Raw genomic sequence first — 13,667 nt, 5'->3', positions numbered from 1 at the left:
GCACCCCATGAACCGCCGACGAACAGACCCCGGCGCCCATGGACGCACCGTTCAACCTACGGTAAGTCGCCGCCCCACCCGGCCCCAGCCGGTCACGAACAGATAACAGTTCTCTCACCCGGGAACTCGCCGGTCGCACACGATCCATCGAACCCTGGGTGCATCCGGCGCGTGCTCCAGGGTGCGCCGGGTGCAGCCAGGGTTCGATGGATGGCGAGACGGGGGTACGCGGGGGCGCAGCCCCCGGGCGGCTAGCTGTTCTTGTTCCGGTTGCGCGTTTTGGCCCGGTCGTTGGCGGCGAGCTGCACCTTGCGGATCCGGACCGCGTTCGGGGTCACCTCGAGGCACTCGTCCTCGCGGCAGAACTCCAGCGCCTGCTCCATGTTCAGCAGCTTCGGCGGGATTAGCCGCTCCAGCTCCTCACCGGTGGAGGAGCGCACGTTGGTGAGCTTCTTCTCCTTGGTGGGGTTGACGTCCATGTCGTCGGGGCGGGAGTTCTCGCCGACGATCATGCCCTCGTAGACCTCGGCGCCCGGGCCGACGAACATGGTGCCGCGCTCCTGCAGGTTGAACAGCGCGTAGGAGGTGACCACACCCTTGCGGTCGGCGACCAGGGACCCGGTCGGCCGGGTGCGCAGCTCCCCGGCCCACGGCTCGTAGGCCTCGAAGACGTGGTGCATCAGCCCGGTGCCGCGGGTCTCGGTGAGGAACTCGGTGCGGAAGCCGATCAGCCCGCGCGCCGGCACGATGTATTCCATCCGGACCCAGCCGGTGCCGTGGTTGACCATCTGCTCCAACCGCGACTTGCGGGTGCCGAGCAGCTGGGTGACGGTGCCGACGAACTCCTCGGGCACGTCGATCGTCAGCCGCTCCACCGGTTCGTGCAGCTTGCCGTCGATGGTGCGGGTGACCACCTCGGGCTTGCCGACGGTCAGCTCGAAGGACTCCCGGCGCATCATCTCCACCAGCACCGCGAGCTGCAGCTCGCCACGGCCCTGGATCTCCCAGGTGTCGGGGCGCTCGGTGTTGTTCACCCGGATCGAGACGTTGCCGATCAGCTCCTGATCGAGGCGGGCCTTGACCAGTCGGGCGGTGAGGTTCTTGCCGGCCTTGCCGGCCAGCGGGGAGGTGTTGATGCCGATGGTCATCGAGATCGACGGCTCGTCGACGGTGATCAGCGGCAGCGGCTTCGGGTCCTCCGGATCGGAGATCGTCTCACCGATGGTGATCTCGTCGATGCCGGCGATCGCGACGATGTCACCGGGGCCGGCGGAATCGGCGGGCTTGCGCTCCAGCGCGTCGGTCATCAGCAGCTCGGACAGCTTCACCGTGCGTACGCTGCCGTCCGCGCGGCACCAGGCGACGTTCTGGCCGCGCTTCAGCTCGCCCTCCACGATCCGGCAGAGTGCCAGCCGGCCGAGGTAGGGGGAGGCGTCCAGGTTGGTGACGTGCGCCTGCAGGGTGGCGCCCTCGGTGTAGGTCGGCGCGGGGATGTGCTGCATGATCGTGGAGAACAGCGGCTCCAGATCCTCCGAATCGGGCATCCCACCGTTCTCGGGCTGGTTCACCGACGCCCGGCCCGCCTTCGCCGAGGCGTACACCACCGGGAAGTCGAGGACGTCGGCATCGGCCGCGTCGTCGGCGAGGTCCATGAACAGGTCCTCGGTCTCGGAGACGACCTCGGCGATCCGCGCATCGGAGCGGTCCACCTTGTTCACCACCACGATGATCGGCAGCTTCTTCTGCAGTGCCTTGCGCAGCACGAACCGGGTCTGCGGCAGCGGGCCCTCGGAGGCGTCGACGAGCAGCACCACACCGTCGACCATCTCCAGACCGCGCTCCACCTCGCCGCCGAAGTCGGCGTGGCCGGGGGTGTCGATGATGTTGATGGTCACCTCTGCACCGTCGATGGTGTGCTTCACCGCGGTGTTCTTGGCGAGGATGGTGATGCCCTTCTCGCGCTCCAGATCCATCGAGTCCATCACCCGGTTGTCGACCTCGGACCCCTCCCGGAAGGCCCCGGACTGCCACAGCATGGCATCCACGAGGGTGGTCTTGCCGTGGTCGACGTGGGCCACGATGGCGACATTGCGCAGGTCGGCGCGAGTGGGCATGCGGAATCTTTCTCCTCGAGGGATGACCTGCGGAGTCTATTCGAGGGGTACGCCAGGGGGAGAATCGTGATCCGGCTCGGGTGCTCAGTCGACCACGAAGCCGCTGCCGGCGGCCTTCAGATCACCGGTCTTGACGTACCGCTGGCCGTTCCACCAGTGCCAGACCACCCGGTTGTCACCGGACGGGGTCCGGAACACATCCATCCCGCCGGGTCCGCGGTGGTTCGCGGGCAGTCCCTTGAGCGGGTTGATGTCCCCGGCACCCCGGAAGCCGAAGTACGGACGGGTGACACCCTGGCCGATCGGGCTGCACCGCTTGCTCGGCAACGGGTTCGTGCCACAGCGGGCGATGCCGGTGGCGTAGCGCGGGCTGTCCCAGTTGTTGCCCGAATAGGTCACGTACCACTCGCCGTTCCCGGTCCGGAACATCGACGGATTCTCGATCACATGGGTACCGCCGGAGGTGCCGGTGGTGTCCCAGCGGATATCGGTGCTCAGCAACAGGGTGCGTCGGGTGGACCAGTCGGCGAACCCGCTCGCACCGACCCGGACGACCGACAACCCGGTCTCGGCGCCGCTGGCCACCGCATCGTCGCGGTAGGCGACGTACAGCTTCCCGCCGGAGACGAATGGATTGGCGTCGATGGCCCAGCGGCCGGCGGGCGGGCAGGCCCATTCCTTGCCGTCGGTGAACGGTCCGGTCGCCGACTTCGACACGGCGCGACCGATGCACTTCTGGCCACTGCCCTTGCGGCTGGCGGTGTAGTACATGAAGTAGCGATCGCCGTGCCGGGCCACCCCGGGGGCCCAGACCGCGCCCTGGGCCCAGGCCCCGGGCCCGCCGGGCATCGCGTCACCGCTCACGCATTCGCCCATGCCGGGATTCTCACCGGAGCCGTGGACCAGGTAGGGAACCACCTTGGCGGTGGTGTTGCACCGGCCGCTCTGCTTGCCGAGCGAGGTGCCGTAGGTGACGTAGCGTCCGTTCTCGGCCACCAGCGTGTCCGGATCGGCCAGCGGAGTGACCGAGGAGGCCGAGGCGGCCTCAGCCCCCGAGGTGCTGAACCCCACCAGAGCGAGGCCTGCGGTGAGGGCGGCGACCACGGCGCCCGAGATCACTCGACGTTTCGACATGCTGGCCCCTTCCGGTGCCCTGCGAGCTGGCGTTCGCGACGCTAGCGAGCCGGCGGTGCGTCGTCGCCCGGATGTGGCCGGAAGGTTCCGATCAGGGGCGCAGCACCGCGGTGAGCAGCCCGTCGACGACCGACTCGGCGCGCTCGGCGGTGGTCTGGCCGAGCAGCAGGTGCACCGCCAGGCCGTCGATGCCGGAGTGGATCAGGTCCGCGGCCGGTTCGGGATCACCGGCCAGCAGGCCCCGGCGGTCCAGCGCGGTGAGCCACTGCAGCAGCCCGGTGTGCAGGTCCCGGTAGAGGATGCCGTGGGCGTCGGACAGGTCGTTGCTGGTCACCGCCGCACCGATGAACGCCAGCCACACCTCCAGGAAGGTCCGCGCCTCCTCGTTCAGCGGCAGGGTGGCGAGCAGGAAGGCGCGGAAGTCGGCGACCGGGTCGTCGGTGCGTGGCAGTGAGGCCACGTACTCGGTGGCCTGGCGGGCCATTTCCGTTGCAGCGAAGGAAATCAGCTCGTCATGGCTCGGCAGGTAGTGCCGGATGGCGCCGGTGGACCAGCCGCTCTCGGCGGCCACTCGGCGGATGCTCACCGCGCCCAGGCCGTCGGTACGCACGATCGACCAGACCGCGGTGGCGAGCTCTCGGCGGCGTTGGTCGTGGTCGACGATGCGCGGCATGGGTCGATCCTAGGCGGTTTGGCGTTGGTGACACAACCGTGCTAAAAAGGTTTATGACACAGACGGGCTAAATAAGGAGGCGGAGATGCTCGCATGGGGGAGCCTGCTGCTGGCGGGGGTGTTCGAGGTCGGCATGACGACCTTCCTGAAACTCGAGCAGCGCAACAGGAACTGGCTCTGGGCGTTTCTGCCGTGCGCGTTCATCAGCTTCACCTTCCTGGACCGCGCGACCCGGGAGATACCGATGGGCACGGCGTACGCGATCTGGACCAGCATGGGCGCGGTCGGCACGGTGCTGGTCGGGGCGCTCGCGTTCGGGGAGAAGCTGCGGCCCGCGACGGTGGGGCTGCTCGGGGTGATCGTGGCGCTGATCGTGGCATTGAAGGTGACGGCATGAGACAGGGTTGGTTCTGGGTGGTCCTGGGCGGGATCTTCGAGATCGGCTTCACCACCTCGATGATGCTCGCGAAACAGGATTCGCGCTGGTGGGGTGCCTTCCTGGTCTGCTGCATCCTCAGCTTCGAGTTCCTCTCCCGGGCACTGAAGTCGATCAATGTCGGCGTTGCCTACGCCGTCTGGACCGGTATCGGCAGCGTCGGCACGGTGCTCGTCGGTGCCGTGTTCTTCGGCGAGGCGTTCAGCGTGGTACGCGGGTTGCTGCTCGTCGGCCTGATCGCTGCCATGGTCGGGTTGAAGATGACGACCGGGTCGAAGCAGCCCGATCTCAGCAGGAGCGGATCAGCTGGGCCTTGATCATCGCGCCGGTCTCATAGGCGAAGGCGTACGCCCAGGCGCGGCGCCCGTTCTCGGCGTCGATCGCCTGCATCCGCACCTCGCCGGGAAAACAGCGCTTCATCAGCATCCGGCTGCGGGTGATGTGGGACTGGTGGGTGACCACCGTCACCGACCGCCAGCCCCGCTCGCGGGCGAGTTCGGCGAAGACCCGGGCCTCGCCACGGGTGGTCACCGGGTCCGGACTCAGGCAGACGACATCGGGCTGGGCGCAGGCCTGTTGATAATCCGGCCGACCGGCCAGCACATCGGAGACGGAGAGCACGATCGTCCGGCCCGGTAGGGCGTCCAGGTCACCGTCCCCCACCCGCGCCACCCCGCCACCGGAGGCGAGGACGTATGCGGCGTCGGTCGACCGGGGCTCATCGGTGGCCGGGTAGCGGAACCATTTCAGGCAGCCACCGAACCAGAGCAACCCGAGGGCGCCGGTGGCGATCAGGAGTCGGCGCAGCACTCTGGGTCGAGTGGTCGAAGCGCGCACGGTGCCGACTGTACGCGTCGACCGAAGGGGTGCGCGGCATTCACCAGCGCCCCGGGATGCCTTTGACGATGACCTGATCGGGGACGTGCCTGGTCACCAGCGACGAGGCCCCGATGAGGGAATCGGTGCCGATCGTCAATCCCTGCAGGACATTGGCGGCGGAGCCGAGCAGCGTACGCGCGCCGACCCGGACCTCCCCACCCACTGTCGCGGCCGGGTTCACCGAGGCGAAGTCGTCGATGACGGTGTCGTGGCCGATCGTGCAGTTCGGGTTCAGGTGCACGTGGCGGCCCAGGGTGACATTGGTGGAGACACAGGCCCCGGCGCAGATCACGGTTCCCGGACCCATCCGCACCGAACTGCCGATGGTTGCGCGGGGATGGACCAGGGTGGCGAACTCGAAACCCGCTTCCGCCAGGACGCCGCCGAGCCCGCTGCGGATGGCGGGATCCCCGATCCCGATGATGATCTGGGCATCACCCGGCCCGGTGGTGAGAAGGTCGCGCAGTGAGCCGAGGTGCGGGATCCCACGGTCGCGCAACCGGTCGAGATTCCTGGTGGCGGGGGAGTCATCGACCACACCCAGAACGGGACGGCCGCAGGCGATGACCACATCGGCCGCCTCACGCCCGAAACCACCGGCACCGACGATGACCACCGGTGCCGCGATCATCGGCTGCCCTGGAATCTGGCGACGGTCGCCTCTCCCTCGGCGTTGATGCCCTGCCGTCTCAGGACCGTCAGCACCGTGCCGAGGAGAATCCTGGCGTCCAGGGTGAGCGAACGGTTCTCCACGTATTCGACGTCGAGTTCGAGCCGCTGTTCCCACGGGGTGCTGTTGCGGCCATTGATCTGCGCCCAGCCGGTGATCCCGGGGCGGACCTCGTGCCGGCGCGCCTGTCGTGCGTCGTAGAGCGGGAGATAGTCGACCAGCAGCGGACGCGGCCCGACCAGGCTCATCTCCCCACGGAGGACGTTCCACAGGCTGGGCAGCTCATCGAGGCTCAGGGAGCGCAGCAGGATGCCGAAGCGGGTGAGCCGTTCGGCGTCGGTCCGGTGGGTTGCATCCGGTTCCAGCATGGTGCGGAACTTGAGCAGCTCGAAGACCTCGCCATCCTTGCCCGGACGGGGTTGGCGGAAGAGCACGGGGCGTCCGTGGATCTTCAGCACAGCGGCAGCGATACCGACCTGAAGCGGAGCGGTCAGGACCAGCCCGGCACAACTCGCGGCGATGTCGAAGGTCCGCTTCAACCGGTCGTAGATCACTACCCATCCTTCCGCAACCCACCGGACCATCGGCCCGGCGCTGCTGCTTGTGCCGTAGGGTCTCCATCGTATTTCCAAACTCGAAGGGCGGTCATGCGCATTGCGGTTGTGGCGCAGAAGTTCGGCCACGTGGGCGGTGTGGCGACGGTCGCCAGATGGCTCGTCGACGGTCTGCGCGCCCGAGGGCTCGAGGTCGACGTCCTCGAGCTGGCGGAGTCCCGCAGTGACGTGTTCAGCAGGCGTCTGACGGCCCCGCAGACCTGGCGTCGGCGAACGCTGGCCGGGGAGACCCTGGAGCTCGGACAGCAGGCGTGGGGTGCGAACGCCGTCGAGCTGGAGTTCATGCGTTACCTGCCACGCAAGGAATTGACCGATGAGCTGAACGGCTACGACCTCGTCCAGGTCGTCTGCGGCGGGCCGGCACTCGCCACCGTGGCCAGACACGTGGAGCGACCGGTGGCCGTGCAGGCGGCCACGCGGGTGAGTTGGGAACGGGCCAGCATCCTGGCCCGGCACTCGGGGCTCGAACGGAAGCTGCGCGGTGCGATGACCGACGCGGTCGCCCGCCTCGAGGCTCCTGCGCTCCGCCGGGCGGACGTCGCATTCCTGGAGAACTGGGAGATGCTGCGCTACACCCAGTCGGTCGGACAGCGGAATGCGCACTTCGCTCCTCCCGGCACCGATGTCGAGCGCTTCTTCCCGGCGGACCAGCGAGCCGGTGACGGCCCGCTGCTGTCGGTCTGCCGGCTCGGCGAACCACGCAAGGGATTGGAGAACCTGATCCGGGCGTACGGGCTGCTCGCAACTCGTCACGCAACGGTTCCCGACCTGGTGCTCGCCGGCCGGGGAACGCTCTACCCGGTGGCCGAGCAGGCGCTGCAGAACTCCCCGGTCAGACACCGGATCACGGTGCTGAGCGATGTGCCGCAGGACGGGCTTCCCGAGCTCTATCGCTCGGCCGGTGTGTTCGTGCAGGGATCCTTCGAGGAGGGGCTGGGACTCTCGAGCATCGAGGCCATGGCGTGCGGACTGCCCGTCGCCGCGACCGCGACCGACGGCTCACGCGCGGCGGTCGCGGACGGCGAGACCGGGTACCTGTGCGAGCTGGGCGACGCGGACGCCATCGCCGACGGACTTTCCCTCGCCATCGAAGGCTGCCTGCAGCGCGGCGATGAGTTGGGTGAGGCGGCTCGGGTGCGCGCGGTGGAGATGTTCTCCACCGAAGCCTGTCTCGGCAACTTCATCAGGCATTATGAAACGGCGTTGGGTTCACCCCGCGGAGCCGGCTGATCCATCCGGTCGGGGCAACGTGGGTCTCGGTCGAGCTATCAGCAGGCTTGCGCACACCAGGCCGGCACCTTGCCCTATCGCAGTCGCCGCGGCAGCTCCGTGGAGGCCGTAGCGTCCAGCAAGGACGACAAGAAGAATTGTCGTCGTGACCAGGCAGGCGATGCTCGAGATCGTGGCAAGACCAGGTGCCCCTCGTCCGCGGAGAATCATTCCGCCTACCTGCAGGAATGCCCGGAGAAGCGCGGTGGGTGCTAGGAGCCACACAAGCCCGACCGCGGGTGCGAACGCCTGGCCGAAGAGGAGCGGAATCACCCATGGCGAGATGATCCCGAACAGGATCAGCGCTGTGGCGGTCAGGAGCCCGGCGCCGGCGAAGATGCGCCATTCTCGCCGTTGACGCCCGCGTCCCGCCGATTGGTCTGCTGCAAGACCGGGGAAGGCAACGCTGCTGACAGCAGTGGCGAGCGGGCCGGATGCGCTCACCACGGATTGCGCCACGGCGTACTGACCGAGCGCTGGCGCCCCGACGATGCCGAGCAGGAGCACCCGGTCAAGGTTGGCCGAGAGCACTTCGGGGACCGATGATCCTCCTTGTTTGAGGCCATAACTCAGGAGGTTCACCGGCGCCTCGGCACGTTGCGATGCCGGTCGCAGTCGCCGCTCGTTGATCACGGCAGAACCCATGCAGACCAGGTAACTCAGCAGGAGAGCCGCGCTCGAGGCGATGATGGTCAACCGCCCGGTGAGAAACAGGGCAGTGGAGATCAACAGGTACGCCGCGGGTTGCGCGAGCCGCACTCGATTCCATGCGTCGATCGACAGGGCCTGCAGCGCATACATCGATGGTCCGCCGACGGCGTTGATGAGGAGGCTGCCGAAAGCAAGCCAGTAGGCGACCAGTACCGGCTGGTCTCCCCGGGCAAACAGCATTGCTGCAGCGCACGCCACCGCCGTGACGATCAGATTGACTGGAATCATGATGCGTCGGCTGGCTCGGAGGATGGCCCGAGCGGCATCAGGCTCCCGGCTCACCGCAAACGTGACGGCGGCGCTCTGCCCGACCTCGCCCACCACCAGAGCGATCCCTTGTGCGGCGACGATGGACGCGAAGTGCCCGCGGCCGTACTCACCGAGAACCCGGGCGACCAGGATGCCGGTGACCGTCGTGGCCATCAACATGCACACGTTCACCGCGGCCGTTCGGATGATGGCGTGCCGGAGAGCGGCGATCAACCGTGGCAGATTCCTCATGTTTCAGCCAAGAAGCTCGTCCAACAGGTCTCCGAGCCGCAAGGAGTACGTGTGATCGGCCAGGGCCCGAGCCCGTCCCGCATCGGCGATCGGCCGGCCGTTCTCAGGATCATCGAGAAGCCAGCGGCACTGGTCGACGAGCTCGTCGAACGTGCTGAAGGCGGCAACCTCCTTGCCGGGCAGGAAGAGGTCCTCCAACCCCGGGCGCAGTTCGGTCATGACCAGTCCCCCGGACATCGCACCTTCGAAGAGACGGCAGTTCGTTCCTGCGTACTCGGCCGGATGCAGGTTGTTCAGGACGATCCGTGCCGATCGGAAGGTGTCCCCCTTGTCCGCGGCGGTCAGGTATCGACCGGTATGGGCGCGTCGTAACTCGGGGACGTTCAACCAGCTCGGGATTCCGGACCCGTGGAGCTCCAGCGGCAGGCCTGCACGGATCATCCGCTGAAGCAGTACCGCGCGAGTGGGATGGACGTTGCCTGCCATCACGATGACGGGCCGGGTGCCATATGGAAGTCCGGATCTATGCCAACGCGGATTTCCTGCCTCTGGAAGGAATCGCACCGGTAGCCCTTGCACGTCCCGAAGCCACTGGGTGAGCACCGGATTCTTCAGAAAGATCCGGTCATAACCGTTTGTGAACATGTCGTGAAGGCCCATCGTCCCGACCGCATCAGGAAACCAGAGAGCAACCCGCGCTCCGCACTCTTTGGCAGCCGACACCGTTGAGGCGTGCAGACGCCGATCCACGGTGATCAGGGCATGTGGGCGGAACTGACGGATCGCCTTCCGCATCGGGGCCTGACGGCGAGCGTCGAGTGGAAGATAGTGATCGGCCACCACCGAGACCAATCCGTTCGCCTTCTTGATGCCGAGTGGACGTCGGGCGGCACCCAGTGCCGCTACTTCATGACCGTCACTGCACAGTTGATGAATGACGTTGTCGGCGAAGCTGTCCCTGCCCAGGGGTCCCGCCACAGCAATGCGCACGCCGAATCTCCTCAGAATCAAAGGGCTGCGAAAAAGAGCTCAACCTAGGGTTTGAACTGTTCGGGGCCATTCGCCCTCCTGGCGACGGCTCGGCCAGCCTCCTCCGCCCGGTCCTTGGTGATGGAGTCCCGGTCGAGGAGTGACTGAATGGCATTCCACGCGGCCAGTGCGTCCGAAGGGTCATCCAACACGATCCCGGGAGAGGGTTGCGTTCCGCGAATGGACCCGGTCCAGGGGGTACGCGCACCCACAACGACCGGACATCCTGCTTCCAGGGCTTCAGCGATGGAGTGCCCGAAGTTTTCCCCCTGCGTGGGGTGAACGAAGACCGACGAACGGGCAAGCTCGACGCCGACCCGATCGCGGTCGACGGTTCCCAGCCACTCAACGCGTACGTGCTTCGGTAGTCCCGACTCGATCGCACGACACCGTTCGACGTATGCGGGATCTTCTAGGGGGCCCGCCAAGGTGAGTGCGATGGGACGATCGGTGTGCCGTAGTGCTTCCAGGATGACGTGCACGTTCTTGATCGGAACGATCCGGCCGACGTAGAGCAACCGTCCCTCATCCGGTTGCCTGGGTTGCGGCTCCCGGGGGAGACGTGTATTCGGAATCAACCGGATCTTTTCCTGGGGGACCCAGGATCGGAGCTCCCGAGCTTCGTCCTCGCTGGTGGCGTGGTAGAGATCCACCGCGCGGAACAATACCTTGCGCACAAGAGGCAGAGCGAACTGTTTGCGCCTTGCGTGATGCGCGAGTGCATTGCTCATGAACTGACCCCGCGTAGCGAGCACCACCCGGTCGGGGCGCGTGCGCCTCAGACGCACGAGAAGCAGCGGGAGCATCCCATACGCCGGACTGAACGGTGAGTTGAGGTATAACGCATAGTTGCTCCGGCCCCACAGTGCGCGTGCAACACCCACCAACTGGTCGGCGAGCGTTCTGGCCCGCAGGTAGATCACCGTGACCCCCGGCATCCGGAAGAGACTGCCTGACGGATAGGACTTCTGCCCGCCCGGCTCGCGATCTGCTGCCAGGACCTCGACCTGTTTCCCCAACCGTGCCATGGCAGTGGCAACTGCAGCCAGGGACTGGACGGGGCCACCGCCTGCAACCGATGGTGGGAACAGCGCTGCGGATATCACCAGGTCCGGGTCTGTCATGAGCTGCTCGTCAGTCTGTGTGAGGGTACGGCCGGGGTGTTGCTCAAGCGGGCCACAGTCGCTGGGCGACGAAACCGAGGATGCCCAGTGGTATCGCGTATCGCAGCATGATGATCAAACTGGGAATGCCGCGTTCCACGAACAGCGATCCGATCAACAGCAGGATCAGGGTGAGGAGTCGTGCGGTGGAGACTCGAGCGAAGATCCAACGCTCAAGGCGCCCGTACAGGTAACCGAAGAACCCCATGACCGGAAAGTAGAGCGCAATGCCGGTCAGCCCGAGCCAGAGCCCGAAGTGCCCCGGCAGATGGTCATTGTCGGGCATCCCGTAGTACCAGATCTGGGCTGCCTCGCTCGATCGATCGGTGACATCCCCAGAATTCTTCGAGGGGTTCAGAAAACTCGGAACTGCTTGGCTCATCGACCGCACCACGGCGGTCAACCCCATCGGCTCGGTGCCCTGGGAGAGAGCCAAGACCACGTGACCGGCCCATTCGTTGGAGTCGAGTCGCACGGCAGTCTGTGTGATCAGGTCCCCACCGCTCACAGTGTCTGCTGCGGTCGAGCCGAAGGCGTTCACGATCGCGCTCACTCTGCTCTCCAGACCGGAGTCAGTGTTGAAGATCTCTCGTCCCTGGGCTGAACGCACGCTGGTGATGGCGAATGCGCAGGCCGCTCCGATGACCACCAGAATGATCAGGTCGCGTGTGCGCGGTAGGCGACGCATGAATCCGAGCATCGCCCAGACGGTGATCGCACTGACCGCGATCTCCAGACGCTGGCCGGCGGCAGCCAGGAGAAGCACGTTGGCCGCCATGACGGGTACGAAGGACCGACTGCCGAACCGCCAGATGACACTGAAAGTCGTCAATGTCATCAACATGACGAAGAGGGACATGGCCAGCACCTGGATGCTCGACTGGTTTCGGGAGTCCAGGACTTCGGCCGTTGTGAACCCTTCACCCGAATAGGTGGCTGCGGCCAATGGGATCAGGCAGAGGACAAGAATGCGCCAGTCGAGCGGAGCCATTGCGGCACCTTCCTGGCTTCGATCGGTCGTGACCAGTCCTCGCCGGCGTACGGCCCACAGGTAGCCAGCCGTCGTCGCCAACATGCCACCACTGATGACCAGCGCGCCGCGGTGAACCTCATCGGGGGTCAGCATCATGCGATAGGGATTCGCCGCCAGTGCACCAGGGGTGAGCATCAGGAGCTCGCCGAACCCGTGGTAGACGGTGGCGGCCAGCAGCATGAGTGCAAATGGATGGGTCAGCCAGTTCCGCCCCAGGAATCGGCGGAGTAGGTAGATGGTCAGTGCCTGCAGCGCGAGCGCGAGCACGAGGGTGAGGGTCATGCCGGTGCTCGCCTCAGGGCGGTCGCGAGTGCGGTGCGTACCCGATCGAAGTCCGCGTCGGACATCGCGGAACCGCTCGGCAAGGACAGCCCCTGCTCGAAAAGTCGCTCCGAGGTCCCGTCGACATAGGCAGGGTTGTCCGCGAACACCGGTTGCCGGTGCATCGGCTTCCAGAGCGGACGGGATTCGATCTGCTGGTCCGCGAGCTCGGCCATCACCCGGTTGCGGTCCAGGCCCGAGGCGATCGGATCGATGAGGATCGAGGTCAGCCAGAAGTTGTCCCGCGTACCGGTCATCTCCGGATTGTCCGCACCATCGCCATCGCTGAAGATCGTGACACCCGGAACGTCGGAAACCAGATCACGATAGGCATTGCGCCATCCGCGCCGCCGATCGACCATCTCCGTCAACCGATCGAGCTGCGCCCGCCCCAGGGCGGCGAGCAGGTTGGACAACCGGTAGTTGTAACCGATGTCGGTGTGTTCGTAGTGCACGACGGGCTGGCGGGCCTGGGTCGCCAGATACCGGGTGCGCTCAGCCATCTGCGGATCGTCGGTGAGCAGGGCACCACCACCGGAGGTCGTCATGATCTTGTTGCCGTTGAACGACAGCACGGCGGCGTCACCGTACGCCGCAGCGGGCTTCCCGTTGCGCAGCGCACCCAGCGACTCGGCCGCATCGGCGAGCACCGGAATGCCATGCCGGCTTGCGATCGCGGCGATCGCATCATGGTCGACCACCTTGCCGAGCAGGTCGACGGGGACGATGGCCGCCACCCGGGCGCCTCGGGAGAGCTGGTCCGCGACGGCCTGCTGCAACAGCTCAGGGTTCATCGACCCGGATTCGTCCGCGTCCACGAACACAGGGGTCGCTCCGGTGTAGGTGACCGCATTCGCCGTCGCCGCGAAGGTCATCGAGGCGGTCATCACGACATCTCCGGGTCGCACACCCAGGTGGAGCAGTCCGAGGTGCAGCGCAGCGGTGCCGGAAGAGAGGGCGACCGCGTGCTCACGCCCGCACCGTGCGGCCAGCTCGGCCTCGAAGGCGTCGACCTCCGGGCCCAGGGGCGCGATCCACCCGCTGTCGAACCCGCGCAGCAGGGCCTCCTGCTCGGCCCGCCCGACATCGGGTGAGGACATGAAGATGCGATTGGCCACAG

At 66.6% G+C, this 13,667-nt stretch carries 14 protein-coding genes; 3 read left to right on the top strand and 11 right to left on the bottom strand.

Annotated features, from left to right (window positions below; translation table 11 throughout):
- Window positions 1–251: 251 nt before the first annotated feature.
- From typA to C8D81_RS20035, 3 genes are all read right to left on the bottom strand, one after another.
- Complete coding sequence (typA, locus tag C8D81_RS20045) at window positions 252–2,114, bottom strand: translational GTPase TypA (RefSeq protein WP_133626676.1); 1,863 nt, start codon at window positions 2,112–2,114, stop codon at window positions 252–254.
- A gap of 84 nt (window positions 2,115–2,198) precedes the next feature.
- Window positions 2,199–3,248, bottom strand: coding sequence for a family 43 glycosylhydrolase (locus tag C8D81_RS20040; protein WP_094399169.1), 1,050 nt, complete (start codon window positions 3,246–3,248; stop codon window positions 2,199–2,201).
- Between the two features lie 91 nt (window positions 3,249–3,339).
- A complete protein-coding gene (locus C8D81_RS20035) occupies window positions 3,340–3,921 on the bottom strand; it encodes a TetR/AcrR family transcriptional regulator (protein ID WP_094357336.1) in 582 nt (193 codons plus the stop codon).
- 85 nt (window positions 3,922–4,006) lie between these two features.
- Here C8D81_RS20035 and C8D81_RS20030 point away from each other — a divergent pair, with 85 nt between their 5' ends.
- The gene (locus C8D81_RS20030; protein WP_094357334.1) at window positions 4,007–4,318 is read left to right on the top strand and encodes a DMT family transporter; all 312 of its coding nucleotides are present in this window, start codon (window positions 4,007–4,009) and stop codon (window positions 4,316–4,318) included.
- Window positions 4,315–4,674 carry a DMT family transporter gene (locus tag C8D81_RS20025; RefSeq protein WP_094399171.1) on the top strand — a complete coding sequence of 120 codons (360 nt, stop codon included), beginning with the start codon at window positions 4,315–4,317 and terminating at the stop codon, window positions 4,672–4,674. Before C8D81_RS20030 ends, C8D81_RS20025 begins: the two co-directional genes overlap by 4 nt.
- Here C8D81_RS20025 and C8D81_RS20020 read toward each other — a convergent pair.
- Genes C8D81_RS20020 through C8D81_RS20010 form a run of 3 tightly spaced genes read right to left on the bottom strand, consistent with a single transcriptional unit; the run spans window position 4,646 to window position 6,460 of the window.
- Window positions 4,646–5,194, bottom strand: a complete 549-nt coding sequence (locus tag C8D81_RS20020) for a YdcF family protein (protein WP_166646914.1) — start codon at window positions 5,192–5,194, stop codon at window positions 4,646–4,648. The two genes, C8D81_RS20025 and C8D81_RS20020, sit on opposite strands and share 29 nt — an antisense overlap.
- A gap of 40 nt (window positions 5,195–5,234) precedes the next feature.
- Complete coding sequence (locus tag C8D81_RS20015) at window positions 5,235–5,867, bottom strand: acetyltransferase (RefSeq protein ID WP_094427785.1); 633 nt, start codon at window positions 5,865–5,867, stop codon at window positions 5,235–5,237.
- Window positions 5,864–6,460 carry a sugar transferase gene (locus tag C8D81_RS20010; protein WP_324252367.1) on the bottom strand — a complete coding sequence of 199 codons (597 nt, stop codon included), beginning with the start codon at window positions 6,458–6,460 and terminating at the stop codon, window positions 5,864–5,866. The genes C8D81_RS20015 and C8D81_RS20010 overlap by 4 nt, the downstream gene beginning before the upstream one ends.
- Before the next feature lie 93 nt (window positions 6,461–6,553).
- Between C8D81_RS20010 and C8D81_RS20005 the strand changes: the two genes are divergently transcribed.
- On the top strand, window positions 6,554–7,750 hold the full coding sequence (locus C8D81_RS20005) for a glycosyltransferase family 4 protein (RefSeq protein ID WP_094427783.1): 1,197 nt from the start codon (window positions 6,554–6,556) through the stop codon (window positions 7,748–7,750).
- Here the strand turns inward: C8D81_RS20005 and C8D81_RS20000 are convergent.
- Genes C8D81_RS20000 through C8D81_RS19980 form a run of 5 tightly spaced genes read right to left on the bottom strand, consistent with a single transcriptional unit; the run spans window position 7,730 to window position 13,665 of the window.
- Complete coding sequence (locus C8D81_RS20000; RefSeq protein ID WP_133626674.1) at window positions 7,730–9,001, bottom strand: lipopolysaccharide biosynthesis protein; 1,272 nt, start codon at window positions 8,999–9,001, stop codon at window positions 7,730–7,732. The two genes, C8D81_RS20005 and C8D81_RS20000, sit on opposite strands and share 21 nt — an antisense overlap.
- Window positions 9,002–9,004: 3 nt before the next feature.
- On the bottom strand, window positions 9,005–9,991 hold the full coding sequence (locus tag C8D81_RS19995; RefSeq protein ID WP_133626673.1) for a CgeB family protein: 987 nt from the start codon (window positions 9,989–9,991) through the stop codon (window positions 9,005–9,007).
- A gap of 44 nt (window positions 9,992–10,035) precedes the next feature.
- Window positions 10,036–11,154, bottom strand: coding sequence for a glycosyltransferase family 4 protein (locus tag C8D81_RS19990; RefSeq protein ID WP_133626672.1), 1,119 nt, complete (start codon window positions 11,152–11,154; stop codon window positions 10,036–10,038).
- Between the two features lie 43 nt (window positions 11,155–11,197).
- A complete protein-coding gene (locus C8D81_RS19985) occupies window positions 11,198–12,508 on the bottom strand; it encodes a hypothetical protein (protein ID WP_133626671.1) in 1,311 nt (436 codons plus the stop codon).
- Window positions 12,505–13,665 carry a DegT/DnrJ/EryC1/StrS family aminotransferase gene (locus tag C8D81_RS19980; RefSeq protein ID WP_179254496.1) on the bottom strand — a complete coding sequence of 387 codons (1,161 nt, stop codon included), beginning with the start codon at window positions 13,663–13,665 and terminating at the stop codon, window positions 12,505–12,507. The genes C8D81_RS19985 and C8D81_RS19980 overlap by 4 nt, the downstream gene beginning before the upstream one ends.
- Window positions 13,666–13,667 lie beyond the last annotated feature (2 nt).

Origin of the sequence: Enemella evansiae (assembly GCF_004362375.1) — a bacterium.
Lineage (GTDB): Bacteria > Actinomycetota > Actinomycetes > Propionibacteriales > Propionibacteriaceae > Enemella > Enemella evansiae.
The sequence above is the reverse complement of the archived record's forward strand: the minus strand, read 5'-3'. Positions and strand labels throughout refer to the sequence as shown.

Coding starts and splice junctions, on each gene's coding strand:
- C8D81_RS20015 (WP_094427785.1), bottom strand. CDS start 5,867: ATGATCGCGGCACCGGTGGTCATCGTCGGTGCCGGTGGTTTCGGGCGT.
- C8D81_RS20025 (WP_094399171.1), top strand. CDS start 4,315: ATGAGACAGGGTTGGTTCTGGGTGGTCCTGGGCGGGATCTTCGAGATC.
- C8D81_RS19985 (WP_133626671.1), bottom strand. CDS start 12,508: ATGACCCTCACCCTCGTGCTCGCGCTCGCGCTGCAGGCACTGACCATC.
- C8D81_RS20005 (WP_094427783.1), top strand. CDS start 6,554: ATGCGCATTGCGGTTGTGGCGCAGAAGTTCGGCCACGTGGGCGGTGTG.
- C8D81_RS20030 (WP_094357334.1), top strand. CDS start 4,007: ATGCTCGCATGGGGGAGCCTGCTGCTGGCGGGGGTGTTCGAGGTCGGC.
- typA (WP_133626676.1), bottom strand. CDS start 2,114: ATGCCCACTCGCGCCGACCTGCGCAATGTCGCCATCGTGGCCCACGTC.
- C8D81_RS20040 (WP_094399169.1), bottom strand. CDS start 3,248: ATGTCGAAACGTCGAGTGATCTCGGGCGCCGTGGTCGCCGCCCTCACC.
- C8D81_RS20035 (WP_094357336.1), bottom strand. CDS start 3,921: ATGCCGCGCATCGTCGACCACGACCAACGCCGCCGAGAGCTCGCCACC.
- C8D81_RS20000 (WP_133626674.1), bottom strand. CDS start 9,001: ATGAGGAATCTGCCACGGTTGATCGCCGCTCTCCGGCACGCCATCATC.
- C8D81_RS19990 (WP_133626672.1), bottom strand. CDS start 11,154: ATGACAGACCCGGACCTGGTGATATCCGCAGCGCTGTTCCCACCATCG.